Annotated in this window: 19 protein-coding genes; 10 read left to right on the top strand and 9 right to left on the bottom strand. The window is 61.8% G+C overall.

The annotated features are described in order from the left end of the window. Positions 1-102: 102 nt before the first annotated feature. Positions 103-456, bottom strand: a complete 354-nt coding sequence (locus D7S89_RS18955) for a hypothetical protein (RefSeq protein WP_121279819.1) — start codon at positions 454-456, stop codon at positions 103-105. Positions 457-857: 401 nt separating this feature from the next. On the opposite strand from D7S89_RS18955, the gene queF reads away from it, so the two are divergent. Both queF and D7S89_RS18965 read left to right on the top strand, forming a co-directional pair. Then, complete coding sequence (gene queF / locus D7S89_RS18960) at positions 858-1,661, top strand: NADPH-dependent 7-cyano-7-deazaguanine reductase QueF (RefSeq protein ID WP_121279821.1); 804 nt, start codon at positions 858-860, stop codon at positions 1,659-1,661. Positions 1,662-1,681: 20 nt separating this feature from the next. Next, positions 1,682-2,638 (top strand): queuosine precursor transporter, encoded by a 957-nt coding sequence (locus tag D7S89_RS18965; protein WP_245983062.1) that lies wholly within the window; start codon positions 1,682-1,684, stop codon positions 2,636-2,638. Here D7S89_RS18965 and D7S89_RS18970 read toward each other — a convergent pair. Further along, a complete protein-coding gene (locus D7S89_RS18970; protein WP_245983063.1) occupies positions 2,628-3,227 on the bottom strand; it encodes a LexA family protein in 600 nt (199 codons plus the stop codon). The two genes, D7S89_RS18965 and D7S89_RS18970, sit on opposite strands and share 11 nt — an antisense overlap. Before the next feature lie 242 nt (positions 3,228-3,469). Between D7S89_RS18970 and D7S89_RS18975 the strand changes: the two genes are divergently transcribed. From D7S89_RS18975 to D7S89_RS18985, 3 genes are all read left to right on the top strand, one after another. Beyond that, the gene (locus D7S89_RS18975) at positions 3,470-5,950 is read left to right on the top strand and encodes a GcvT family protein (RefSeq protein ID WP_121279825.1); all 2,481 of its coding nucleotides are present in this window, start codon (positions 3,470-3,472) and stop codon (positions 5,948-5,950) included. 154 nt (positions 5,951-6,104) lie between these two features. Beyond that, positions 6,105-9,500: an NACHT domain-containing protein gene (locus D7S89_RS18980; protein WP_121279827.1), complete on the top strand. Its 3,396-nt coding sequence runs from the start codon at positions 6,105-6,107 to the stop codon at positions 9,498-9,500. A 122-nt stretch (positions 9,501-9,622) separates the two neighbouring features. Next, a complete protein-coding gene (locus tag D7S89_RS18985) occupies positions 9,623-10,891 on the top strand; it encodes an NYN domain-containing protein (protein WP_121279829.1) in 1,269 nt (422 codons plus the stop codon). A 31-nt stretch (positions 10,892-10,922) separates the two neighbouring features. On the opposite strand, the gene D7S89_RS18990 is transcribed toward D7S89_RS18985, so the two are convergent. From D7S89_RS18990 to D7S89_RS19000, 3 genes are read right to left on the bottom strand one after another with little or no spacing between them, the layout of a single operon-like run. After that, positions 10,923-12,263 (bottom strand): sigma-54-dependent transcriptional regulator, encoded by a 1,341-nt coding sequence (locus D7S89_RS18990; protein ID WP_121279832.1) that lies wholly within the window; start codon positions 12,261-12,263, stop codon positions 10,923-10,925. Continuing rightward, on the bottom strand, positions 12,260-14,197 hold the full coding sequence (locus tag D7S89_RS18995; RefSeq protein WP_121279834.1) for a sensor histidine kinase: 1,938 nt from the start codon (positions 14,195-14,197) through the stop codon (positions 12,260-12,262). Before D7S89_RS18995 ends, D7S89_RS18990 begins: the two co-directional genes overlap by 4 nt. A 51-nt stretch (positions 14,198-14,248) precedes the next feature. Further along, positions 14,249-15,601 (bottom strand): MFS transporter, encoded by a 1,353-nt coding sequence (locus D7S89_RS19000; RefSeq protein ID WP_121279836.1) that lies wholly within the window; start codon positions 15,599-15,601, stop codon positions 14,249-14,251. A gap of 391 nt (positions 15,602-15,992) precedes the next feature. Between D7S89_RS19000 and D7S89_RS19005 the strand changes: the two genes are divergently transcribed. Together D7S89_RS19005 and dbpA are read left to right on the top strand one after the other, a co-directional pair. Next, a complete protein-coding gene (locus tag D7S89_RS19005) occupies positions 15,993-16,181 on the top strand; it encodes a hypothetical protein (protein WP_425470842.1) in 189 nt (62 codons plus the stop codon). A 12-nt stretch (positions 16,182-16,193) separates the two neighbouring features. Then, complete coding sequence (dbpA, locus tag D7S89_RS19010; protein WP_121279840.1) at positions 16,194-17,591, top strand: ATP-dependent RNA helicase DbpA; 1,398 nt, start codon at positions 16,194-16,196, stop codon at positions 17,589-17,591. Between the two features lie 87 nt (positions 17,592-17,678). Here the strand turns inward: dbpA and D7S89_RS19015 are convergent, their stop codons facing one another. Then, a complete protein-coding gene (locus D7S89_RS19015) occupies positions 17,679-18,461 on the bottom strand; it encodes an SDR family NAD(P)-dependent oxidoreductase (protein WP_121279932.1) in 783 nt (260 codons plus the stop codon). Positions 18,462-18,627: 166 nt separating this feature from the next. Between D7S89_RS19015 and D7S89_RS19020 the strand changes: the two genes are divergently transcribed. Next, on the top strand, positions 18,628-19,530 hold the full coding sequence (locus tag D7S89_RS19020; RefSeq protein ID WP_121279842.1) for a LysR family transcriptional regulator: 903 nt from the start codon (positions 18,628-18,630) through the stop codon (positions 19,528-19,530). Between the two features lie 30 nt (positions 19,531-19,560). Here the strand turns inward: D7S89_RS19020 and D7S89_RS19025 are convergent, their stop codons facing one another. The 3 genes from D7S89_RS19025 to D7S89_RS27220 are packed head-to-tail and all read right to left on the bottom strand — an operon-like array spanning position 19,561 to position 21,301. Then, entirely contained in the window at positions 19,561-20,661 is a 1,101-nt protein-coding gene (locus D7S89_RS19025) for an NAD(P)-dependent oxidoreductase (RefSeq protein WP_121279844.1), read from the bottom strand. A 5-nt stretch (positions 20,662-20,666) separates the two neighbouring features. Beyond that, positions 20,667-21,065 carry a hypothetical protein gene (locus D7S89_RS19030; RefSeq protein ID WP_121279846.1) on the bottom strand — a complete coding sequence of 133 codons (399 nt, stop codon included), beginning with the start codon at positions 21,063-21,065 and terminating at the stop codon, positions 20,667-20,669. After that, positions 21,062-21,301 carry a hypothetical protein gene (locus D7S89_RS27220; RefSeq protein WP_147426709.1) on the bottom strand — a complete coding sequence of 80 codons (240 nt, stop codon included), beginning with the start codon at positions 21,299-21,301 and terminating at the stop codon, positions 21,062-21,064. The genes D7S89_RS19030 and D7S89_RS27220 overlap by 4 nt, the downstream gene beginning before the upstream one ends. Positions 21,302-21,950: 649 nt before the next feature. Here D7S89_RS27220 and D7S89_RS19035 point away from each other — a divergent pair. Beyond that, positions 21,951-24,647, top strand: a complete 2,697-nt coding sequence (locus tag D7S89_RS19035) for a phosphoenolpyruvate carboxylase (protein WP_121279847.1) — start codon at positions 21,951-21,953, stop codon at positions 24,645-24,647. Between the two features lie 115 nt (positions 24,648-24,762). Next, on the top strand, positions 24,763-26,220 hold the full coding sequence (locus D7S89_RS19040) for a DHA2 family efflux MFS transporter permease subunit (protein WP_220702180.1): 1,458 nt from the start codon (positions 24,763-24,765) through the stop codon (positions 26,218-26,220). Positions 26,221-26,235: the final 15 nt, after the last annotated feature.

Here is a 26,235-nt window from a genome sequence, read left to right on the forward strand (position 1 = left end):
GGACTCCAGAAATTTTGGCGTCCCGCATTGTATCCCCGGATGATGACAGTTCTCGGATATTGAAGCGCATCGGCAGGATGCGCGGCCCCGCAAGCCATCCCCTCACGAAATCAACGGCGAAGGCGGCCAATCGGTGCACAGTCTCGGCTCGGCGAAGTTGCCGAACGCGATACCAAGGCGATAGACCTGCGCGACGCGCAGCGCCGCATAGGTTGCGCTCGACGCCGCCTCGAAGTGGAGAAACGGATGCTCGGCCCCGTCGTTGTCGATGAGATAGACGCCGAAGCATTCAGTGCACGCCGGACCGACTTTCTTTCGGCCCACGCCGTGCACGACAAGACGCTTGATTTCAGGCAGGAGCTCATGCAAGGTGGCGAGACACGCTTCGATCAACGTGCGCGAACCATTGCCAGATCCAAGGGCATCGAAGGGGAAGTCAGCGCCGCCGGAAATCATGACTCATGGAGCCTCTTTGTCTTCACGGTCGATTGATACAACAACGCCTTCCGCAGCACGGCCGCCAACACACGGCCGCTTGCCAGGCCCGGATTGAAATGTTGCAAGAATGCAAGACTTATTGAAACGTTTTTAAATTATCTGAGTTTGAGGTCGACTGAAACTACTAAATTTCATAGGTTTAGTTCGACGCCCGAGTAGGTAACGCCGCATCCGACTTCTCGGGTTTATAAAGAGCTTGCGGCATGCGTTATCATGCCCACGTCCACCGGGGTGGAAACGGAGTCGAGCCGAGCTTTGAGCCATCGTGCACCTCAACAATCGCGCCCGCTCGATTTATAAGCAAAATACATAAGCCGATTATTTTAAAAACCGTGAATTCAATATCAAACCGAGGCGCCATGGAGCTTGGCAAGCAATCCAAATACGAGTCCACTTACAACCCGGATAAACTCTTCGCGATTCCCCGCACGATCAAGCGCGAAGAAATCGGCATCACAGGCGAACTGCCGTTTTTCGGCGTCGACGTCTGGAATCACTACGAGGTGTCGTGGCTGACGCCACGCGGCGTGCCGCGCGTTGCCATCGCGACGATCGTCGTGCCCTGCACCTCGGCGAACGTGATCGAGTCGAAATCGATGAAGCTGTACTTCAACACGTTCAACAACACGTCGTTCGGTACCCAAGCGGAAGTCGAACGCATCGCCGCAAGAGATTTGTCGCACTGTGCGGGCGCGCCCGTGTCCGTCACGCTCGAGCCGCTCGAGGGTGCCGCCGCACAGCAGATCGGCGCCCCAGCCGGCTCGTCGATCGACGAGCAGGACATTGCCATCGACAAGTTCAGCGTCGACCGGCAGCTTCTGGCGACGCATGACGAACACGTCAGCGAAACGCTCTATTCGAACCTGTTGAAATCGAACTGCCTGGTGACGGGGCAACCCGACTGGGGTACCGTCTCGATCACTTACGAAGGCCGGCGCATCGATCGCGCGGCGCTGCTCAAGTACGTCGTCTCGTTCCGCAATCACGAGGAATTCCACGAGCAATGCGTCGAGCGGATCTTCAAAGACATTCAGGATCAATGCGCGCCGACGCGGCTCACCGTGGCGGCCCGCTATACGCGCCGGGGTGGCATCGACATCAATCCGGTACGCAGCAGCGAGCCTTTGCACGATGCCCCGAATCAGCGCTTGATCCGACAATAACTTCGCACCGCACGCCGATCATGGAAAACGCTTCTCACGAAATCGAAGCCGTCATCGAGCCGTCGCTCGAGAACGATGAGTTGCAGGTCTTGGTGCGCGTGTGCGATTCCGGCGCCACCTTCAAGATGTCGCCGCGCGAGCTGAACAAGAAGACGTGGCTCGACAAGTTCTCGCGTGAGGATGTCGCGCATATCGGCTTCCTCAACGCAGCCACTTACACGGATCAGCTCGTCCCGCTTTCGTACTTCCCGACGCGCAAGCATCAACTGACGCCTGCGGTCCTTCTGCTCGCCCTCATCTACGTCGGCTTTCTGATGCTGTCGAACGTGACGGGCGCACGCGTCATCGAGGTCAAGCTCGCTTGGCTGCCCTTTTTCGGCGCCGTCAGCTTCGGCATCCCGGCTGCGCTGATCGCGTTTCCGATGACCTACGCGTTCAGCACGATCATCACGGAAGTCTACGGATATCGCGTCAGCCGCATGGTGATCTGGGGCGGCCTCGCCGTGAACCTGATGTTCATCATCGGCACCTGGCTGCTGTCGCTGCCGCCGGGTTTGCCCAGTTGGGAAGCGCAGAACCCGACGCTTGCCGCCGCTTATCCGGCACTCGCCCTCGAATTCGCGCGAACGTTCGTCGCCTCGACCGTCGCCTACTTCTGCGGCGAGTTCATCAACACCACGTTTCTCGCCAAGCTCAAGATTGCGAGCGCCGGCCGCTATCTCTGGGCACGGGTCGTGTCGAGCACGTTCGTCGCCATCGTGATCGACAGCGTGCTCTTCTGCATGATTCTGTTTTGGGGCCGGCTGCCGCAACAAGTCGTGCTCACGATGATCGGCATTCAGATCACCGTCAAGCTGATCTACGAACTTGCGCTATTGCCGGCCGTCACGACGGTGTCCAGGCGCCTCAAGCACATGGACAAGGTCGACTATTACGACTATCACACGAACTTCAATCCGTTCTCGTTCAAGGATTGATCAGGCGCGACTCGGTCACGACGCCGAGCACCGCCACGCCCTGGCCCAAAGCATTGACCGTCTTCGCCGACGAAGGATCGATGCTTTTGAGCCAGGCGACTTCACCATCCTTGATCACGCGAAACAAAGTCGGCTCCCCGCCGTCGCTCACAGCGACGACGACCTGCGCATCGCGAAACGCGCCCCCGGGCTCCACGATGACGAGCGAGCCTTCGCGAAACCGCGGCGCCATCGACGGCTTCGTCCGCGCAGCAAACGCGCCCGGCCGGCGGGGCGTATCGACGGTCAGCCATTGCGTCTTGAAGGCGACGTCGTGATTGCCGCGCGAGAAATCGAGTATCTCGTCCCATCCGAGAATCGGAATCGGGTAGACCCGCTCGCTGTGCAGCAGGTACCCGACCGTCGACCCTAGCGCGTCAGCAATCGCCGAGACGGTGCTGATGCGCGGATCCTCCGTCGTGATCGATAGCACGCGGCTCAGCGTCGCGGGCGAGATCCCCGTCTTACGAGCCAAGTCCGCGTCATTGAGGCCTTGTTGGCGCATCAGCGCCCTGATTCTCTCGACCATCAGGACGACCCGTTGGCTCATGTCCATAGTGCGTTTTCGCCCTTGTCCGTGTGCGGACGTTTATTGTTCCCAGCTGCGATCGCCATTGTAGAGAGGAACGGAGCGGACCACTCGCGCCATGGCCCCAATTAAGGGAATCGTAAGCAGCGAGACTGTATTTGCACGCCCGCAAATGTGGCATTTTGTTGCATTTAGTGGCATCATGCGCAGCGACCGCGCGGCGGTCCATCACCCTATTCGTGTCGCTTGCCCCACACCTAGCCATGACATCCTCCATCCCTTCGCATTCGCGCGTCGTCATCATCGGCGGCGGCATCATCGGTTGCTCTGTCGCCTACCACCTGGCCAAAGCCGGCTGGACCGACGTGACGCTGCTCGAACAAGGCCAGCTCTCGTGCGGCACCACCTGGCATGCGGCCGGGCTCGTCGGTCAGCTGCGCTCGCAGGAAAGCATGACGAAGCTGATTCGCTATTCGACGCAGCTCTATGCCGAACTCGAAGCCGACACCGGGCTGGCAACGGGCTGGAAGCAATGCGGATCGCTCTCCGTCGCGCGCACCAAGGAACGGATGACGCAGCTCGAGCGCACCGCTGCCATGGCGCGCGCGTATGGTGTCGCCTGCGACGTCATCACACCCGGGCAGGCCGGCGAGCTCTGGCCGCCCATGCGCACCGACGATCTGCTCGGCGCCGTCTGGCTGCCCGGCGACGGCAAAGCCAATCCGACCGACCTCACGCAATCGCTCGCGCGCGGCGCTCGTATGCGTGGCGCGCGCATCGTCGAGAACGTGCGCGTCACCGGCGTCCAGACCGAGCGCACGGATGCGGGTCGCCGCGCAACGGGTGTCGCCTGGCGCACGAAAGACGGCGGCACAGGGACCATCGGCGCCGACATCGTCGTCAACTGCGGCGGCCAATGGGCCAAGGCGATCGGGCGGCTTTGCGGCGTCACCGTCCCCTTGCATTCGGCCGAGCACTACTACATCGTGACGGGCGCCGTCCCCGGCGTGCACCCCGATCTGCCCGTCATGCGCGACCCCGACGGCTTCATCTATTTCAAGGAGGAAGTCGGCGGGCTCGTGATGGGCGGCTTCGAGCCCGACGCGAAGCCTTGGGGCATGAACGGCATCCCCGACGATTTCGAATTCCAACTGCTGCCCGACGACTGGGATCAGTTCGAGATCCTGATGAACAACGCGCTCATCCGCGTGCCCGCGCTCGAAACGGCCGACGTGCGGCAGTTCTACAACGGTCCTGAATCGTTCACGCCCGATAACAACTTCATCCTCGGCGAAGCCCCCGAGCTGAAGAACTTCTATGTCGGCGCCGGCTTCAATTCGATGGGCATCGCGTCGGCCGGTGGTGCCGGCATGGCGCTCGCCGAATGGATCATGGCCGGCGAGCCGACGATGGATCTGTGGCCCGTCGACATCCGCCGCTTCGCGCGCTTCAACGGCAACGACGCTTGGCTCCATGATCGCGTGAAAGAAACGCTCGGGCTGCACTACGCGATGCCCTGGCCGAACCGGGAGCTCGACACGGCCCGCCCGCTGCGCCGCTCGCCGCTGTACGCCGCGCTGCGCGATCGCAACGCCTGCTTCGGCAGCAAGATGGGCTGGGAACGCCCGAACTTCTTCGCGCCGCCCGGCGTCGCGCCGGCGATCGAATATGGCTTCGGCCAGCAAAACTGGCATGCGTGGAGCGCTGCCGAGCATCGCGCCTGCCGCGAAAGCGTCGCGCTATTCGATCTGACGTCGTTCGCCAAGCTGCTGATCAAAGGCCGTGACGCGCAAGCGGCGCTGCAATACCTCGTCGCCAACGATGTCGACGTCGAACCCGGCTCGTCCGTCTACACCGGCATGCTCAACGAACGCGGCGGCTACGAGTCGGACGTTACCCTCATGCGCCTGGCCGAGGATCAATACCTGCTCGTTACCGGATCGGCGCAAGCGACACGCGATCTAGCCTTCATCGAACGGCATTTACCGATCGACAAGCATTGCGTCGCCGTCGATGTCACAGGTCAATATGCCGTGCTCGCCGTCATGGGGCCGCGCTCGCGCGAGCTGATGCAGCAGGTTTCGAAATCCGACTTCTCGAACGAGGCATTTCCGTTCGGCGCCTGCAAGGAGGTCGATATCGGCTATGCGACCGTCACCGCCATGCGGCGCAGCTATGTCGGGGAGCTCGGCTGGGAGCTCTATGTGCCGGTGGAATTCGCGCTTGGCGTCTACGAGACGCTGCATGCGGCTGGCGCGCCATTCGGGCTCGTCGATGCCGGCTACTATGCGCTCGAATCACTGCGCGTCGAGAAGGCCTATCGCGCTTGGGGTCGCGAGCTGACACCCGATCGCGATCCGTTCGAAGCCGGCCTCGCGTTCGCCTGCAAGCTCGATAAGGACATCGCGTTTCGCGGGCGCGAAGCGCTGCTCGCACGGCGCGGCCAGCCTCCGGTAAGGCGCCTCGTTGCGCTGAGCCTCGACGGGCACGCCGACAAGATGCTCTGGGGCGGCGAAGCAATCTTGCGTGACGGTGTGCCGGTCGGATCGGTCAGCTCGGCTGCGTTTGGACACACGCTCGGCTGCCCGGTCGCGCTTGGGTATGTCGGCGCGGACGGTGCGCCCGTCGACGCAGCCTACTTGATGGGTGGGCGTTATCAGATCGATCTTGCGGGTGAACGGCTCGACGCCACGTTGCATCTGAAGGCGCCGTACGATCCGAGCGGGCAGCGTCTCAAGGCGTAACCGCAACACATGGGCGGGCCGGTTGTGTGCCGCGCCGGCCCTCCGCACCACTATCGCGCTTACGCCGGCGAAGTCACACGATAAGGCCGCAGCCACTTCATCCACCGATCAACTAGACTATGCTCCCCTGACCCAACAAACATTCGAGCAAGAAATGTCCGACGCCAATACGACAAACGCTGCGCAAACGCATCGGGGTTCCGCGGGCGGAAGCGCAAGTACGGGGGGCGCGGAGTATTCATCGGCTGTCGCGGCATGGGCCGCCGTCAAGCTGCTCGCCGGCGGTGGTGCGTCGCTGGATTGGAATTTACCGTCCCATGTATCGATTGCGTCGATCCACTGCGAGAGCGCGACGGAGGTCGACGATCTCGTCTTGAGTCTGGCCGCCCCGGGCAAGGTCTATATCCAGATCAAGCACGGCCTCGGTTTCGGTTCCGAGTTCAAGAAAGCAGTCGACCAATTGGTCCGCCAATTCCTGCGCCCAGGGTTTTCGCCACAAAACGATCGTCTGGTGATCCTGACCGACGACTCGGCGAGCGGTTCGATCCGCACCGATCTGAAAACCGTCCTGGAACGCTGTCGTCATCTGCCGTCGATTAGCAAGCTATCCGAAGAAGCAGGAAAGAGCGAAGCGACTCGGGAAGCGTGGCATCGACTGTCGACGGCGATCGACGAGCGATGGAAAACGGTATCGGGAAGCGTAGGACCGACCGATGCCGAACTGAGAACCTTCCTTTCCTGCACTTATTTGACGGTCTGCGATCCGACGCACGGCCGCGACGCACACTACGCAATCGAACTGCTCAAGCGAATCGGCGACGAAGCGCAAGCGGCCATTATCTGGGACCGGCTCAATAGACAGGTCATGACCCATGCCGTCTTGCGCACACCTGTCGATAGGCCGCTGCTCTGGTCGAAGTTGGAGGAAGTCGGGCTCTCGGTGTCCGTCAGGCGCATTCCGATGTTGAGACGAGAAGCCTCGCTGTCAGAGCTATTTCGAGCGATGACCCAAAGCATCGTCGACACCGAGACGCAGGAGGACCGCTACGACGCCAGCCATTACGTTTCCCGCACATCGCTCGATAAAGCGTTCGCCGCGTTTCTCGCCGGTGATCGAGCGCTGATGATCGTCGTCGGACAATCGGGCAACGGCAAATCGACTTGGTGCATCGCGCAAAGCGCCGGGCAGCGCGCGATGCCGACGCTGTTGGTGCAAGGGGAGCGTCTTGCAGCGGACGACGCGACATTTGAAGACACGGTATGGCGGTTACTCGATGAGCACGTGACCGATCGCGGCGGCCGGCTTCTCGCCAAGCCGGAAATACTCGAATGGATCAGTCATACCCCGCTGCTCGTGATTATCGATGGCCTCGACCGAGCCCCCGAGCCGGTCATTGCGCGACTTCAACCTTGGCTACAAAGCACGATCGCCTTCTTGCGCAAAGCGAAGGTGAAACTGGTGCTCGGCTCCCGGCCCGAGACGTTTGCGGGTGCCGCGCACCTGTTCAAATCCCAGCAGTCGCTCGTTTATAAAACCAACGACGAGTCCCCTTACACCGTCCTCGAAGACTTCGACGAGCATGAGGCAATTCAAGCCGCGAATCTCCGTGGGAAGCCTTGGCTGTCGAAGTACCGGCACCCTAGCCTGATGGCATTTTCGGGTGCCGTCGAAATACAGGACGACGGCACGACATTGAGCTCGAGCGAGATCATCGAGCAATATCTCGACTACCGGATCGGTGACATTCAGATGCGATCGGGCAGGTTGAGAGAGCTGCTTGACGACTTCGTCGACAACATCGCCACCGTATTGGCGGACTCACACACCGGTCAGTTGCCGCGCTCTGTCGTCACCGCTCTTATAGAGAAAGATCCCGCTGCTTTCAACGCCTTGAAGCGCGGCAACTTCCTCAGATATGCAGGCGATTGGGTTCGAGTGGAGCCAGATGAAGTGTCGGAACTGCTGGCGGCGCGCAAGATCGACATTGCGCAAACCATCGTTGAACTGGCATCCCATTTCGAGCATCCACTCAAGCTGGGCGCATTGCGCAGGGCCATTGTCATGCTTGCGCGACAATCGCCGGACAAGGCAATCGAAGCGTTGACGAACGTAATCGGCGTGTTCGAGCAATCGCTGGATCGGTCGGCTCGCCTTTTCGCGGCGTCCGTGTTTATTGAATTCGAGGACTGGTCAGGGTTGCACCCCCTCGCGGAACGGCTGCTGGCAGAGTGGAACATTACCAATCTCGTGTTGGGTGTCGATAGATACGACACGTTCCTGCCTATTGCGCGCTCCTCGTGTTGGTCGCCTATGGAGAGAGTGAAGCTGCTTTGGCGATTGGCGGGCGGCGAGTACCATTTCGAGTGGCGTCAAAAGGACTGGCCACGCATCGCATCCGTCATGTGGATATCTAGCCCAGAGGTAGACTGGGCGGCCGCAATGCTTGAAGCCATTGAGACGGCACCGTCCGATGCGCTTGCATTCCTTCTCGACTCGTTCGATTCGACTCTGCCGCTTATGGGTGGAGACGAAGCTTGTATCGGCGACCTCGCGCAGGGGCTCTTTTTCCTGTCCAGCGACAGCCTCCTGACGGAAACGCTTGAACTGTTGTGCAATCGCACGGGACGAAGGTTCGCCACCGTGGAACGCCTTATCGTCGAACGGTCCCCTCAAGAAGCGCTCGAATGGATCCGGACCAAAGGACCGAACGCGCTCTCGAATCATCAACTGCTAAGGTTGTTCGAGGCTATACCGCAAAGAACGCCGCTCGACGGCCCTACCACTCAGTTTTTTCAAGGTCTCGCGAACACGACAAAAAACGCCGCTGTCCAGCTGCAATGCCTGGCCATTCTGTGTGGCAGCGGGGATGAGCACGCTGCTACGCGCATGCTCGACGAAAACGCGATTACGCCGGCCCATACGGCTCTGCTGCTAAGCTTCGACGGCGACTCGTTCACGCGACTGGTCGGTCGCCTCGTCAAACGTGTCGTCGATCGCCAGGTTTCCGCGGAATTGCTCCGAGGTCTCGTGCACACTGCCCCGGACGAAGGCCAGGTTGCCCCGATCACCACGGCGCTCTTGACGTCGTTGCAGTCGAACCCAGCGGATATTGCAGCGATCGGTTCCGCGACGGAATGCCTGCTATACGGCGCGCTCAAGATGAGCACCGTTCCCCCCTCTGTTGCAGAACTGGCGAACAGGGTCATCGCAACCCATAACGCGGCTGCGAACCGATGCCTGATTTATGTCACGTTCCCGACCAATCGCGCGTGGTCACCGTCCGCTGAGGGCGCCAAGATTCAACGCGCGATCGCGGCAGCGCTCGCGGCAACCGTCACGGATACTGAAAACCGTTCGCTAATGGTTTCCCGCTTGATGCACGAGCCCCATGACCCTCAGTACGCCGTCGACCTGCTGTGCAAGATGCTCGATACGCGTTCCGACGACGCATTGCTCGCCAACACCGAACTCGACCCAGACCTCCTACCTCTGTACCCCCATGCCTCGACCATCGTTGCACGAGTGAAGGCTGCGCGCCCATTTTCGTGAGACCGAATGCAGCGCCGCCAAGCGTGGGACCCGATCCGCATCGAGCCTAGCCCCACAACCAGCTATCATGTGCACACCTCAAGATCCACCACTCCGCTGCGCCTCACTGGCGGGAGAAATTTATGGCCTCACCTTACGAAAGCGTCAGCATGGCGCTGTTTTGCGACTTTGAAAACGTCGCGCTCGGCGTACGCGACGCAAAGTTCGAGAAGTTCGACATCAAGCCCGTTCTCGAACGACTGCTGCTGAAAGGCAGCATCGTCGTCAAGAAGGCCTACTGCGACTGGGACCGCTACAAAGGCTTCAAGGCATCGATGCACGAAGCCAGTTTCGAGTTGATCGAGATCCCGCACGTGCGCCAGTCGGGCAAGAACTCGGCCGACATCCGGCTCGTCGTCGACGCGCTCGATCTTTGCTACACGAAGTCGCACGTCGATACCTTCGTCATCATCAGCGGGGACTCGGACTTCTCCCCCCTGGTTTCGAAGCTGCGCGAAAACGACAAGAAGGTCATCGGCGTGGGCGTGAAAAATTCGACCTCCGATCTGCTGGTCGCCAACTGCGACGAATTCATCTTCTACGACGACCTCGTCCGCGAACAGCAACGCACGATCTCGAAACGCGCGGCACGCGAAGCGAGTGCGCCGGCGAAGCGTTCGGCCGATGAAGACAAGCAGCCGAAACAAGAGTTGGAAGCGCGCAAGGCAAAGGCCATTGCGATCGCCGTCGAAACCTTTGAGGCGCTTGCATCCGAGCGCGGCGAGAGCGGCAAGATCTGGGCGTCGGTGTTGAAAAGCGCGATCAAGCGCCGCAAGCCCGACTTCAGCGAGTCGTACTACGGCTTTCGCGCTTTCGGCAATCTGCTTGAAGAAGCGCAATCGCGCGGCCTGCTGGAAGTGGGCCGCGACGATAAATCCGGCGCGTTCGTCTACAGGACTGCCCAGGCCGCGACCGCGGAGATCGCCAAGCAACCCGAATCATCCGTGGTTGTGAGAGATACAGCACCGGCGGCCGAACCCCTCGACAAGAAAGGCCGTCGCACGGGCCGAAAGACGCGCAAGCAGCTTCCCCCGCAGGTGCCGGCGGTCACGGAAGCGGCAGAACCCGCGCCAGCCCCAGCGTCTTTGGCAGCGGCCGAAGCGCCGACGGTCGAACGCGAGACGCCGAGCGCAACAGAAACAGAAGCAAAGGCGGAGAAGAAGCCAGCCCCTCGCCGCGCACGTAAGACCACCGCGAAGAAAGCTAACGCGGCTGTCGAGCCGACGTCACATGAGGCCATCTCGACGGCCGAGCCATCTGCCGACTCGGCCACCGATGTCGTGCCCAAGAAAGCACCTCGAAAATCGGCTTCGCGAGCCGGTCGCTCGCGCAAGGCTGCGTCTTCGTCTTGAAAAGCACGGGCCTCGCAAGGCGGGGCCTGTGCTATCGGAACGCCGTCGCGTCGATGCCGTGGCGCGTGATCTTGTCGTACAGCGTTTTCCGCGGCAGCCCCAGCGACTCGGCGGCCTTGATGACCTGGCCGCCGGCGTTTCGCAGCGCCTCCTCGATATAGGCACGTTCAGCACGCACCATCCGCGAAGCCAGCGAATCCGAGCCGGCCGGAGGCTGGGGCAAGCCGTCGTCGACCCCGAGACAGAATCGCTCCGCTACGTTCTTGAGTTCGCGAACATTGCCCGGCCAATCATGGAGCTGCCAGCGCATCATGTCCTCGGATGTCCAGGTCGGCTCCGGCTTCTCGTATCTGACACAGGCGGCACGAACGAAGTGCGCGATGAGCTCCGGGATGTCGTCGGCACGCTCTCGCAGCGGCGGCAAATCTATCGAAACGACGTTGAGCCGGTAATACAGATCCGCGCGAAACTGCCCTTGATCGGACAATTGCCTCAGATCCTGCTTGACGGCGGCGATCACCCGAACGTCGACCGCAATCGATGTATTGCTTCCCAGCCGCTCGATGCTGCGCTCCTGAAGCGCCCGCAGCAGCTTGGCCTGGAGCGCCAGCGGCATCGTCTCGAGCTCGTCCAGGAACAGCGTGCCTCCGCTCGCATACTCGAACTTGCCGATGCGCCGCTGCTGAGCACCGGTAAACGCCCCCGCTTCGTGGCCGAAAATCTCGCTTTCGAACACAGCCTCCGGCAGCGCAGCGCAGTTCAGCGCCACAAATGGACCGGTGCGGCGACTGGCTGCATGCAAGGCCCTTGCGAGCACCTCCTTGCCGGTCCCCGTCTCACCGACGATCAGGACATCGGCACGGGTAGGGCCGATCGCGTCGATTAAAGCGTGGACTCGCTGCATGACCGGCGAACGCCCGAGCAGGGGCCGTTCGCTGCTCAATTGCGCCCGTAGGCTCCGGTTTTCCACGACGAGCTTGCGTTGCTCCAGCGCACGCCGGACGGTGTCGACCAGCCGATCGGAGTCGAACGGCTTCTCGATGAAGTCGTAGGCTCCGGAACGCATCGCGCCCACTGCCATGGCGACGTCACCGTGTCCCGTTGTCAGAATGACGGGCACGTCGGCGTCTTTGGGGCGAGCCTTGATGCTGTCGAGCAAGGTAAGACCATCGATACCCGGCAACCGGACATCGCTGACGATCACCGCTGGCGGATCCTCCTTGAGCGCAGCGAACGCGCTTTCGGCGTCCTCGAACTCCCGAACGCCGATGCCCTCCAACGAAAGCGCCTGAGAACATCCCAGTCGCACCGCCGCGTCGTCCTCGATCACGTAAACGACCTGCCCGCTATAGGCGCTATACGGATTCATCATTTTGAGTCAGATTCCTCGGTCACCCGATGCAATTCGACGACGAAAACCGCGCCGCCCAGGTCGGGTATGGTGCCACTATTGCCATCGCTACTATGGCCATTGCTCGCGAGCAGACGACCGCCGAATTCGTCGACGATGGCCTGCGAGATGGCAAGACCCAGCCCTAAGCCCTTTCCTGTTTGCTTCGTCGTAAAGAACGGCTCGAAAAGGCGCGACATCACGGCGGGGGCGATCCCGTTGCCACTATCGGCCACACTGACGCGGACGACATCCTCGATCACCTCGGTCGTCACCCGCACCTCCCGGCGCTTCGCAGCCGCCGCACTCGCATCGATCGCATTGGCGAGCAAGTTGACGAAGACCTGTTCAATCCGGATCGAACTGGCCAGGACAGCAGCGTCCCGGGGCACCGGTTCAACGCGAATGGACACCTCTGCGGTCTTCCGATGCGATTCGAGCAGCGCCAGCGCCTGATGCAGCGATTCGGCGATCGAAACCGATTCGCGGCTTATCGCTTCGTGCCGGGCAAATCCCTTCACGTGAGCGATGATCTTGCCCATTCGGCCGGCCAGGTCCTTGATCAGAACGAGGTTGCGTGTCAGGTCGGCAAAGTGGCCCAGTTCGGTCATTCGAACCGCGTTGCTCGACAATGTCATGATCGCAGCCAGCGGCTGATTCAATTCGTGCGTGATGCCGGCCGCCATCTGACCCAGCGCAGCGAGCTTGCCCGCCTGGATGGCGGAGTCGCGTGTGTCGCGCAGGATGCGCCGGGCAACATCGAGCGCATCGACTTTCTCTTCGAGTGTGGCATTGGCGCGGGTCAGTTCGGCGGTCCGTTCGGCTATCCGCTGTTCGATGTCACGCTGAACTTCCGACAGCGCCATCCTCGCGCGCTGCCGCTCTCTTTTTCGGCTATGACGGAGCCAGGCCACGCTGATGAGCGCGAATACGAGGGCCGTCGCCGCCGCCGCGCTGACGGACGCGAATAGCGCGCTGCGCCGGTCGTCGGAGGGATCGACAAGAACGGCGACCTTCCACCCGAGCGGCCCCACCGGACGATACACCACGTGATACGAGTCCGAATGCCCGCCAAAGGGCGCAACGTCGAGCGAGTCTGGGCCAGACGCAGCCCCCGGTCCTTCCGGCCTTGCACCTGATCGACCGAAACCCGATGGCTTTGCACCAAGCCGGTCGAGCGCCGTGCCACCGTATTGCCTTGTTTCGTCGAGCTTGTGGCGCGTGCTCGCAGAAAGCGGGGTCAGTGATCGATAGCGCCATCCGGTCACCGACGAGAGAAACGTCACGTTGTCCCTGTCGACCAGCAACACGATGTCGCCGCTCGTCGCCAATGAGGTTTCGTACCGGTCGAGTGATGCCTTGATTGCCACCGCTCCCACAGCGCGGCGCTCGGGATGAGCGGGATCCCTGACCGGCACCGCCATGAAGTACCCTGCCACCCCGGTCGTATTGCCGACCCCATAGAAACGCCCCGTCCCGTCCTTCATGGCCTCTGTGAAGTAGGGGCGAAACGCGTAGTTCGAACCGACGAAACTGCCAGGCTCGTCGCTATTGCTCGAGGCGAGCGTGTCGCCGCGACTGTCCATGACATAGGCAGCGGACAGCTCCGCGTTCGTCTGGACAGCCTTCAGATACGCGTTCGCTTTTTTGCGCAGCTCAGCGTCGCTCGGATGGCCCAACAGATCCAGCAGGACAGGCTCGAGCGCGGCGATCCGTGGCAGCGATTCATAACGCGCGAGCTGCGACTCGAGCGTCAAGGCATAGAAAGACGACCGCTGCGCCACTTCGGCAATGTGAGCACGCGAGTAATACCCCAGCGCGATGACGTAGGTCAGCCACGCCATCGCCAAGCAACACGCGAGCACCGCCAATGCCGTCGCCATGTGGCGCAGCTGCCTGCCGCTACGCGACATCATTGCGCAGCGCCTGCAGTGAAAGCAGTACGACAAACGGTCTCACGATCCGCGTCAGTCCTTGATAAGCGAATGCTTGCCGGTGTCTCGCATGCCGACATAGACAAGCAATGAGCAGAAGATTGCAGCAGTAACATACCAGTAGAAAAGCGGTTCATGACCGGCCTGCTTGAGCCAGAGCGCCAGATATTCGGCGGTGCCGCCAAAGATCGATACGGTCAGGGCATACGGAAAACCGACACCCAAAGCACGAATTTTCGCAGGGAACAATTCTGCCTTAACGACGGCGTTGATCGACGTATACCCCGACACGATCACCAGCGCCGCCATATTCAGGAAAAAGGCCACCCATGCATTGTGCGTGTGGCTGATGCCGTTCATGATCGGCACGGTAAACAGCGTACCCAGCACGCCGAAAGCGATCAGAACCGGCCGACGGCCGATACGGTCGGAAATCGCGCCGACGACGGGCTGCAAGACGGCGAACAGCGCAAGCGAGGCTGCCGACACGAACGTCGCTTCGTGTTTGGTCATACCAACCGTATTGACGAGGAACTTCTGCATGTAGATCGAGTACGTGTAGAACGCGATCGTGCCACCCATCGTCAAACCGACCACCGTCAGAACAGCGCGTGGATGCTTGCGCAGTTCGGCCAGCGCGCCTCGCTTCTCCCGCTTTTCCCGGGCCTTTTGAAATTCGCCCGTCTCTTCCATCGACGAGCGAAGGCGCAAGGCCAAGAGCGCACAGGCTGCTCCGACAAAAAAGGGAATCCGCCATCCCCAGCTTTCGAGTTGTTGCGTCGTCAGAACGAACTGCTGCAGAACGATCAGCAGCGCCAGTGCGAGAAGTTGGCCAGCAATCAACGTGACGTACTGGAAGCTCGAGTAGAACCCGCGATGCCGCGACGTCGCGACTTCGCTGAGGTACGTTGCCGATGTGCCGTATTCGCCGCCTACGCTCAACCCTTGGAGAAGGCGCGCAACGACGAGCAGTGCCGGCGCGGCCACGCCGATCATGTCGTAGCCCGGGCAAACGGCAATGATCAGCGAGCCCAGGCACATCAGCACAACGGATACGACGAGTGCGGGGCGACGGCCGTATCGGTCCGCATAGACGCCCATCAGCCAACCTCCAACCGGTCGAGCAAGAAAGCCGACCGCGAAAACCGCAGCGGTGTTGAGCAACTGGGCCGTCTGACTGCCGGCCGGGAAGAACGAATGGGCGAAATACAAAGCAAAGGCCGAGTACACGTACCAGTCGTACCATTCGATCAGGTTGCCCGCCGACCCTGAGAAGATTGATTTAATGCGCCGTAGCGTCTCGCTGGACGACGAGGCAGAAAAGCCCGGTACTGCGGCCCGGGGCGATTGGGCATGCGCGCCGGTTTCGGTAAAGGTCGGCTCCATAGCGTCTCCTGATGTTTTATGGCCTGCCGCTGGATGCAGCGCACCTGTTATTGCAACGATGGTGCCAACCGACCACCTCCGAAGCGAGAATGTAAGTCATTGATTTTGTTATAATTCGAAAACCATCCAGGATGGATCGACTGCGCTGCTTGTGCGGATCTCCAGAATCGAACGAGGATCATGTGCGACCGATCGCCAAGACGCAGCGTCTGTCCTTCACTACTGGCCTCGTCGCCGGGATGAGTACCGCTTCACGCGCTTAGCGCAAAAGCACAAGCGCATGTGCGACGGCGAACCGCGCGTCAGGCCGGGTCCCACAACCGGCTATCATGTGCACACCTGAAAATCCACTACACCGCTGGGCCACTCGGCATCCAGTGGGGGAATGACCATGTTTTTTACTTGCAGAAACCAGAGCTGCGGCGCGCAGTGGGAACAGTCCGACGTCGTCATCAAGAACGAAGGCCAAGGGCTGCTATTCCGCTGCCCGATGTGCGGCGCGCGCAACTATGTCGAGCGGTTCGAGGCTGATGACGGCACGATCGTTTACGAACAGATCGAAGGTCGTCCGTTCATCTAACGCCCCCAAGACATGACAAACAAACCCACCGCCACGTCCTTCAGCGAGCTTGCGCTCTCACCCGCCGCGCTCGCCAATCTCGATCAACTCGGCTATGTCGCCATGACGCCGATCCAGGCGGCCAGCCTGCCGATCGCGCTCGCAGGACATGACCTGATCGCGCAGGCGAAGACCGGTAGCGGCAAGACCGCGGCATTCTCGCTCGCGCTGCTCGCCAGGCTCGACGCGCGCCGCTTCGACGTGCAAGCAATGGTCCTGTGCCCGACGCGTGAACTGGCCGATCAGGTCGCGCAGGAAATCCGTCGACTCGCACGCGCAGAAGAAAACATCAAGGTTCTGACGCTGTGTGGCGGCACGCCGATGCGGCCGCAGACCGCGAGCCTCGAACATGGCGCTCATATCGTCGTCGGCACGCCGGGACGCATCATGGACCATCTGGAGCGCGGCAGCCTCGCCCTCGCCGCATTGAACACGCTCGTGCTCGACGAAGCTGACCGCATGCTCGACATGGGTTTCTTCGACGATATCGCGACCGTTGCGCGCCAATGCCCCAAAGAACGTCAGACGCTGTTGTTCTCGGCGACGTATCCGGACGGCATTGCCAAGCTGAGCCAGCAGTTTTTGCGCACCCCGAAGGAAGTGAAGCTCGAAGAGCGTCACGACGACGTCAAGATTCGTCAGCGCTTCTACGAAGTGACCGAAGATGAGCGGCTGCACGCTGTCGGCATGTTGCTCAATCACTATCGTCCCGTGAGCACGCTGGCGTTCTGCAACACGAAGCAGCAATGCCGCGATCTGCTCGACGTGCTGCGCGCGCAGGGTTTTCATGCGCTCGCGTTGCATGGCGAGCTCGATCAACGCGAACGCGATCAGGTGCTGATCCAGTTTGCCAACCGCAGCTGTTCGGTGCTCGTCGCCACCGACGTCGCCGCACGTGGCCTCGACATCGCCCAACTCGAAGCGGTGATCAACGTCGACGTGACGCCCGATCCCGAAGTGCATGTCCATCGTATCGGCCGCACGGGCCGTGCCGATCAGGACGGCTGGGCATTGAGTCTCGCGAGCATGAACGAGATGGGACGCGTCGGTGGCATCGAGCAGGCGCAAAAACGCGACGTCGAATGGCATCCGCTTGCCAGCCTCGAAGCGGCAAGCAACGAACCGTTGTTGCCGCCGATGGAAACGCTGCAAATTCTCGGTGGCCGCAAAGAGAAGATTCGCCCCGGCGATGTGCTTGGCGCCCTGACGGGCGATGCGGGCTTCAGCGGCGCGCAGATCGGCAAGATCAACGTCACCGAGTTCTCGACCTATGTCGCTGTCGAGCGCGGCGTCGCACGCGACGCGCTGCGTAAGCTCAACGCCGGCAAGGTAAAAGGCAAGAAGGTAAAGGTCCGCTTGATGGATGAATAGCCTCCACGCGGCGAACCGTCGCGTAACGGTCCCGGTTCTTGTTCGACACCGGGACCGACCGCATGCTTCAAGCCCCAAGCCCCAGCCTCAAGCGATGGAATAGCCACCATCCGCAACCAGCGCGTGCCCCGACACATACGACGCATCGTCGGAACCGAGGAAGGCAACGATCGTCGCCATCTCCTCGGCCGATCCCCAGCGGCCCGCCGGCGTGCCAGCAGCGAATGCTTGCTGTGCTTCTACGGACGGCCAAATGCCGCGATGATGGAACGGCGTTTCGATCAGGCCAGGGCACAGCGAATTGACGCGTACGCCGCGCTTGAACCACTCGATGGAAGCCGTCTTCGTCATGCCGATCACGGCATGCTTCGTGGCGATGTAGAGCGACGCGTTTTCAAACCCGATCACGCCGCCCATTGAAGCGTTGTTGATGATGCTGCCGTGGCCTTGTTTCAGCATCACCTCGGCCTCGTACTTCATGCTGTTGAACACACCACGCACGTTCGGCTCGAATACCATGTCGTAGCGCTCGTCGGTCTGCTCGACCAAGGGTGCAAAGACGCCTTCGGTACCGGCGTTGTTGAATGCGATATCGAGCTTTCCGTAGGTATCGACGGCGAACTTGACCATCGCGGCGATGTCGGCCTCCCGAGTCACGTCGACGACGATCGACTGAGCCTCGCCGCCTTCCGACCTGATGGCGCCCACCACCTCGTCCAGTTCGCCTTTTCGGCGTGCCGCCACCACGACCTTTGCGCCGCGTCGGGCAAGCAGCAGGGCCGTCGCTTTGCCGATGCCGGAACTCGCGCCCGTAACCAGTGCGACCTTACCGCCGAGTTGATGAGTATTGCCGGTATTTGCTGTGCTCATGATGCGCTCCATTCGGGTTCAGGGGTAACTGCATGGAGTGCATTATGCTCGGCGGATGTCCGCAAGAGAACGAACCAGTTGGGAATTCAGTATTCCTTTCTCGGGAACGGTAGAATCATCCGGTGACGTGCCCATCAGTACGTCGACTAGCGCCAGTGAGCCGGAAATGGATAACCAGATCGACCTCATTCGAATCTTCGTCATGACGGCCGAGTCCGCTAGTTTTCGCGAGGCCGCAGGCCGGCTCGGCATATCGCCGCAAGTCGTTACACGAGCGATCCGGCAGCTCGAAGAGCGGGTGGGGGAAACGCTCTTTCATCGAAGCACCCGTAACGTGCGAATCACGACCTTCGGTAAGGCGTTCGCCTTGCGCGCGAATGCCCTGCTGCAATCGGTCGATGAGTTGTTTCAAGCGAACGCAGCTCGTGACGAGGCGCTCAGCGGGACGGTGCGCGTGACCGCTCCACAGGTCCTTGGCCGCCGTTACGTCGCGCCTCTCCTGATGCAGACGATGCGCGAGCATCCGAATATCGTGATCGATTTGCGACTGTCGGATACGCTGTCGTCGCCGGTCGGCGAACAAATCGATATTGGCGTGCGAGCCGGCTTCATCACCGACGGGCGTTATATCGCGCGGCGCGTGGGCGCGTTGCCGATCTATACCGTCGCGGCACCACAACTGCTCGACGCGGCCGGCACGCCTGACAACATCGACGCCTTGCTGGAAATGCCATTGACGGCGTTGATCGACCGCAGCACCGGCCGCGCGTGGCCGTGGACGTTTCGGCATAACCGGCAATTGGTCCCGCCGCAGCCCACCCTCGTCACCGACGATCCGGAAGCGGAAGTCTTTGGCTGCGTCGCGGGGCGCGGATTCAGCCAGTGCCCCGAGTACATGGTGAGAGACGAACTCGCCGACGGACGGCTCGTGCGTGTTCTGCCGCGCAGCGATCCCGGCCCTTGGAACCTGTACGTCTACCGGCCGCAGCGTGGGCCGGTCCCCAAGCGGGTGCGCGTCGCTTTCGATGCGCTCGTCAAGGGGCTTGCCGCGACGGCGTGCGTTGGGTGATCGACAGCGCGGCACGAACGCCTGTCACGCTTATCGTCCGGCCTGCGGGTTGACGATCGAGGCCCCCTCCCGACCGGCGAGAATCGCCGCAGCATTCTCGACCGCTTGCAGCGCCGCCGCCCGTATCGCGCTTCTCGTCGTGCCGGCAATATGCGGGCTCAACAACGCCTTGTCGATGCCAATGAGCGGCGACGAATATTGCGCCTTCTCCTTGGCGAACGTATCGATCGCGGCGCCGGCGAGCGGCCCGTGCGGATCGGATAGCACGTCGGCCAGCGCCTGTTCGTCCACGAGGCCGCCGCGCGCCGTGTTGATGAGCACGGCGCCCGGCTTCATGCGACGCAACTGCGGCGCGCCGATCAGATGCCGCGTGGCTTCGTTGAGCGGCGCGTGCAGCGACACGACATCGGCTTCGCCAAGCAGTTCATCGAGCGTTTCCTTGCGCTCGATTCGAAGCGTGGCCGCCTGCTCCGGCGTGAAGCGCGCCGAGCCGTAACCCATCACGCGCATACCGAGCAGATGCGCTTTCGCCGCGAGGCGTCGCGCGATGTTGCCGATGCCCACGAGCCCGAGCGTGAGCTCCGACAGTTCGGTCGCAACCGGCCCCGCATTCGATTTCGCCCAGACGCCGTCATGGCTCGCGGTGTTGTATGCAAAGGTGTGCCGTGTCAGCGCGAGCATCTGGCACAGGGCGAACTCCGCGACGGCATCGGCATTGGAGCCCGGCGTGTTCGTGACGAGCACGTGCTGCCGAGTCGCCGTGGCAACGTCGATGTGATCGACGCCGACGCCTGCTTGAGCGATCACCGCAAGCCGGCGCTGCAAAGCCGGAGCCACTGCGCCTTCGATGACCGCGCGGTCGATCGGCACGTTGACGCGCGTCTTCAGCACCTCGTAGCCAATGCCGTCCCGGGCCAGTGCGGCCAGCACCAACTGCGGCGCGAAGCCGTCGAAATCGGCGTAGGAGAGCCGTTCACCATAGTGCTGCCGGACGGCGTCCCGCTCCGGCACGTTTCTCAGGTTCAGGGTGACTTCGAATCCGTGGCGAAGGAACGCATCCATCTCCTCGAAGAGCAGCGGGCCAGGCGCGGCATCGACCACGAGGACGCGAGCAAAGAACGGTTGGTTCATAGACGTTATTCGAGCGGGGCGTCGACGATCAGGCCAGCGTCAAGCGCGCGAATGCGGCGGTCGACGAAATAGCCGCCGCCTTCGGTATAACGGAGGAACGTGCGGCCACACGCCACACACTCGGAAACCGTGCACCGGTTGTACGGAAAGTAGCGCGGCGCGATGGGGGCCGCCTCCGACCAGTAACGCGTACCGTCCGGATGGAATTCCGCGTAGGACGCCTCGTCTGGATCGCCTTCGAGGAGCGTGCCGATGTCGCGCAACTGGGTTTCCGGCAATGAGAGCGGCATGCTTTGCCAACCGGCGAGCGAGGTCGCCGAGCAGGTACATGCCTGCTCCGAATGCGGCGCGCGCCTCGCCAACCGCTCGAGCGCGTCGCTTGCCAAGTGAGGGAGATCGATCATGCGGCGCTCACACCTTGATTCAAATAGCGGCGGAGCAGGGCTTCGACGATATCCGTTTCGGTGATACGGCTTCCCGTCGAGACGGACTGTTGTGCGACATGCAGCTTCAGCTTCTGCGCGAGGTCGTAAGGCAAGCGGAAATTTTTTTGCACCATGGCCGTCGGGATGGCTCGTCCCGGCAAAGCAACCGTCTCGGCTGCGAGCATCCGCTCGGAAAGGTCACGTTCCAGATTCACGTCTGCACCCTGTAAAAATTTGAATCGATCTCGATAAGCCTACCTAATTGAATTTCTTCTTGTGTTCGGCAAGCAGCCGCCGACAAACATTCAGCCCCAAAATAGTGCATCCCGACGCACCACGACGGGGCTTTCAACTACCCAAACCGCCTAAACATAATGATCTGCATCTTATTGCCAACGGCCATTTCATGTCAAATGCGTCCAGCTTCATTACAAATTCACATATCGATGGATTAAGGAAGCTCGACCATTCACCGCGCCAATGAAATGGCAACATGTCGAATTCCGAAACAGTCGGCTGGAAAAACTTGCCCAACTGTTCCGCCAGGCAGAACGACCAGCCATCCGGCGCCTTCCTGCGGAGCACTTCGTGGCGGCCTGCCCGTAGCTGACCGAGTGTCGACCAGCGAGCCCCTTTCATGGCATTCGCTCTCCCCCGGAACACCCGGCGCCTCGCCAATCATCATCACAAGCCAATCATCAATTAATAACTGTATAGCTTGATATATAGATATGTACTTTAATATTTAATCAATTAGTATGGATTAAATCATTTACCCATGTTAATTTTCGCGACCTGAAGAGTTGTTCAGCGATGAAGGCGTCGGTTTCGAGCAGAGCGGCACGTCAACCACATGGGTAAATCATGAGCGCAGAGAACTTGCAACTTCAAGGCTATTTCCACGAGGACTTCCCAAGCGAAAATCTCGCCCGACCTCGAGAGACGTTTCACCAGTTATGGGCCATGTTCGAGGAAATCGTCAGGAATGACGGGCGCAATGCGCATTGCCGCCGGGCACTTCAGGATATTCGGGCATTCGAATTTCTGCGCGGCAAAAATGCACAGCTCGTCGAGCAAATCGGCCGCGATTTCTTCACGCTGAAAGACGCCGACGAGCGCCGCACGCTCGTGAAGGCCATGCTCGTCAAGCAACTCCTGACCGAACTCGCCATGAGAACGTCGGCCACCCGCCATTACATGGGCGAGGCACTTTCCGACCACCTCCCCACCCCGGCAGACTGGACGCGAACGCCCGAGAGCGTGCAGCTCAATATCGGCATCCTGAGCAAGGAAACCGAACAGCTTCGGTTCGGCGTGGTCAAGGCGTTGCAAGCGTTGGGAACGCAGGTCGAGCGCGAGGCTCCGGCGCGCGACATTGAAGCCGCACTGCGCGGGCTCTGGGACGCCATCTGGGACGAGGTCGACGGCACGGATACGGACTTCCAGATTCTCTACGCGCATAGCCTCTACGATCATTTGCCGCGCGCGACGCGCGAACTGCGCGAGACGCTCGCAGCCGTCGCGGGCAAGGACGTCGCGCTCGACGCCTGGCTCCATCCCTTCACGTGGCTTCATGCGGACAAGGACGGACGCCCGTACGACACGAACGCGCACACGGCGCGGCTTGTTCTGGCGATGGAGGATGCCGTGCGCGGGCGCTATCGAGAAGATCTCGCCGCGCTGCTCGCTACGCATCCGGGCGATGCGCCGCTCAGCGAGGCCCTTCGGCGGCTGGACCGCGCCGAACCCGATGCCTTCGAAGAACCCGAGCAGTTGTTGCGACTCATCGCCACCTCGCGTGCTCGCGGCGACGCGCGCCTCGACGACCTCGTGCTGCGGATCAAGACGTTCGGCTTCTTCTTCGCCAAGCTCGAGTATCGGGAGAACGCGGGGATGTTCGATTCGGTGCTCGACGAGATTCTTCCGCCGGAGATCATCGGCGCGACGCTCGGTCGCGCACCGCGCCGTTACGCCGAGCTCGACACGCACGAGAAGGTCCAATTGCTCACCGATCTGCAACGCGAGGGCAGCGCACATCGGCCGCTCGCGATCTGGCAGGCGTATTGGCGCAAGACCGAGGCCGAGTTCGAGGCGCGGCGGCAACGACATCCGAACGGCGACTACCTCGAACTGCTGAAGACCGACCCGGCATACATCCGAATGCTCGATGCGAAGACGATGGTCGAGCGCTTCGAGATGATCCGCGACGGCGTCGAGCGCATGCCGATCCATGGGATCGCCGAGTCGGACGGCATCGACGGCCCGCTCGCCGTCCTCTTCTTCATGGAAGCCGCGGGTCTGCGCAACGGCATCGACGTCGCGCTGCAGCCCGAGGATATCGAAGGCGCCGAGACGACGCTGGCGCATATTCGCGAGCTCTACGAGAACCCCGTCTACAAGGCCCATCTGCAATTGCGCGGCGCGAAGCAGTACATCACCTTCGGGCCGAGCGACACGGGCAAGCAGGGCGGCAAAGCGATGCACAAGGCCAATATGCGGATCGCCAATCTGCACAAGGCCATCGCCAAGGAGCATGGCGTGGAAGCGGTGCTCCACGTGATCCTCGGCTACGAGCATGCGCGCTGCAACGGCCCGATCGCCGAGGCCATGCGCGAATACAGTGCACTCGAGAGCCAGGAAACGCGCTTCATGATGGCTGGCTGCGCGGAGATGCGCAGCCACTTGCTGACGCCCGAACGCGCCGTCCATTGCTTGAAGGGCCTCTTCGCGATGCATCTCGACGCGCCCCGCCAAGATGCGTCGCTTGCCGAGATCGAACGCGAGCGAGGATTCTGGACCAGCGTCGTACGCCAGTATCAGAAGATCTTCTTCGAGCATCCTGCGTTGCCGAATCTTCTAAAGGCGCTCGCCCGCTTCGACGTGGTCGGCGCTACGGCGAAGGGCACGCGGCCGCCGTCACGGATCTTCAACATCGAGAACTTCGAGTCTCGCCCCGATGCGATTCGGGCGATCCCCTGGACACGCGCGCTGCTCGTCGGGGGCATTCACAGCGAGCTGATCGGTGCCGGCGTCCTCGCCGACGAGCCCGCTGTCCGCCTGGCGGCCAAGTTCCGCTCGAATCCGTCGTTCAGCGCCTATGTGAAGAACATCGCCTATGCACTCGCGCGCACGGACATGGACTGTGCCTGGCTGACCGTCCTCGGCGAACTGCCGAGCCGCGAGGTCGTCGAGCGATGGGCCGCCGAGCTCAACGAAAGCGCAGCAGAACCCGCGCACCGGATGCTCGCCTCGCTCCATCTCGAAGTCGTGCGTGCCAAGCGCTTCGTCTACAAGGCACTCCATGGCCACGAGCCTTATGACGACGCTTGGAGCCTTGCGGCGATCACGCTGCTCGCGCGCTGGCCGGGGCTCCAACAGGAGGTGGCATGGAAGGAGGACAACCTGCGCATCTACCGGCTGCTGCTGCCGTACCTGCGCCGCGACCCGGCCTTCCTGCGCTCGGACGCCGTGCATGACTTCTATAGCGGCTTGCTCGCCGCCGCCAATACCGATACGGGGATTGTGCATCCGCGAGCCGTCGACGCGATGGGCTGGCACTGACGTGCCCATCGATGTACGCCTCGACGTACATCGACGCCGCACGCCGCTCGCGGGCATCGAATGAACCCGCGGGCGGCGGGCACTGCCTCGCGCCCACCTTCCGGAGACACGCGCAGTGACCAAACACGATACGGCTCGCAACCGGACGCCCCTCGAGGCGTGGCCGAGGCACGCTCGACTCATCCCGTTCATCGTTGCCTGCGCTTTTTTCATGGAGCAGCTCGACAGCAGCGTCTTGTCGACCGTGCTCCCCGCCATCGCGGCCGACTTCGCGATCGCTCCCTTGCGATTGAACCTGGCGATCACGAGTTACCTCCTTAGCGTCGCCATCTTCATTCCGGCAAGCGGTTGGGTGGCCGACCGGTTCGGTACGAGAGACGTCTTTTGCGCGGCCTGCGTACTGTTCACGCTCGGCTCGGCGGCGTGCGGCATGGCACAAACGCTGCCTGAACTCGTCGCGGCTCGCGTCTTGCAAGGCATCGGCGGCGCAATGACCATTCCCGTCGGGCGTTTGATTCTGCTGCGAGCGTTTCCAAAATCGCAGTACATCCGGGCGATGAGCTACGTCACGATCCCCGCACTGATCGGCCCAGTCCTGGGGCCGATCGTCGGCGGCGCGATCGCAACCTATACGTCCTGGCGCTGGATTTTCTACATCAATTTGCCGGTCGGGCTAGCGGGTGCCATGCTGGCGTGGTGCTGTCTCGACAGCGTACCGGGAGAGAAGCGCGAACCGCTCGACTTCGCTGGTTTCGTACTTTGTGCGGCGGGGCTTGGCGCGCTGCAGACCGGTTTGGAATCCGTGCATCGGCACACCGGTGACTCGTCGGCGACGATCTGGCTTCCCTTGGTCGTTTTCCTTACGGCGGGGGTGTGCCTCGCGCTCTACGGCCGACACGCGTCGCGGCAGGTGAATCCCATCGTCGATTTGCGCTTGTTCCGCGAACGCGGCTTTCGGATCGGCACGCTGGCGGGCGGCCTCTGCCGGGTGAGCCTCGGCGCGACCCCGTTCCTGCTGCCGCTCTTCCTGCAGACGGGCTTCGGATTGTCGCCGCTCGAGTCAGGCTCGCTGACGTTTCTCGTGGCGGCCGGCTCGATCGGCCTCAAGACGACCGTGACGGCGATCAGTCGCTGCTTCGGTCTACGAAATATTCTTTGGGTGAACGGCGTCACGGTGGGTGGGATCACGATGAGCTTTTCAGCGCTCTCGCCGATGACGCCTCATTGGATCATCGCGGTCCTCTTCTGCCTCTACGGGTTTCTGCGCTCGCTACAGTTCACCTCGATGAACGCCCTCGCCTACGCCGACCTGCCAGCTTCGCTGCAGAGCCAGGGCACGACGATCGGCGGCATTGCGCAGCAGCTCTTTCCGAGTTTCGGCGTGGCCATCGCGACCGCATCGCTGTCGTTGCTCGCCGCGGATCGCGGGCACCCTGGTCCGCTGGATTTTTCCGTCGTATTCCTGTTGCTCGGCCTGTTCCCCATTGTGGCCGCCGCCTGGTTCACCCGGCTCGCGGCCAGCGATGGCGCCGCAGTGAGTGGGCACGGACGGGCAACGTCATCCCCTTCCTGAAGTCATCCCCATCTG

Source organism: Trinickia fusca (genome assembly GCF_003628145.1).
GTDB lineage: Bacteria > Pseudomonadota > Gammaproteobacteria > Burkholderiales > Burkholderiaceae > Trinickia > Trinickia fusca.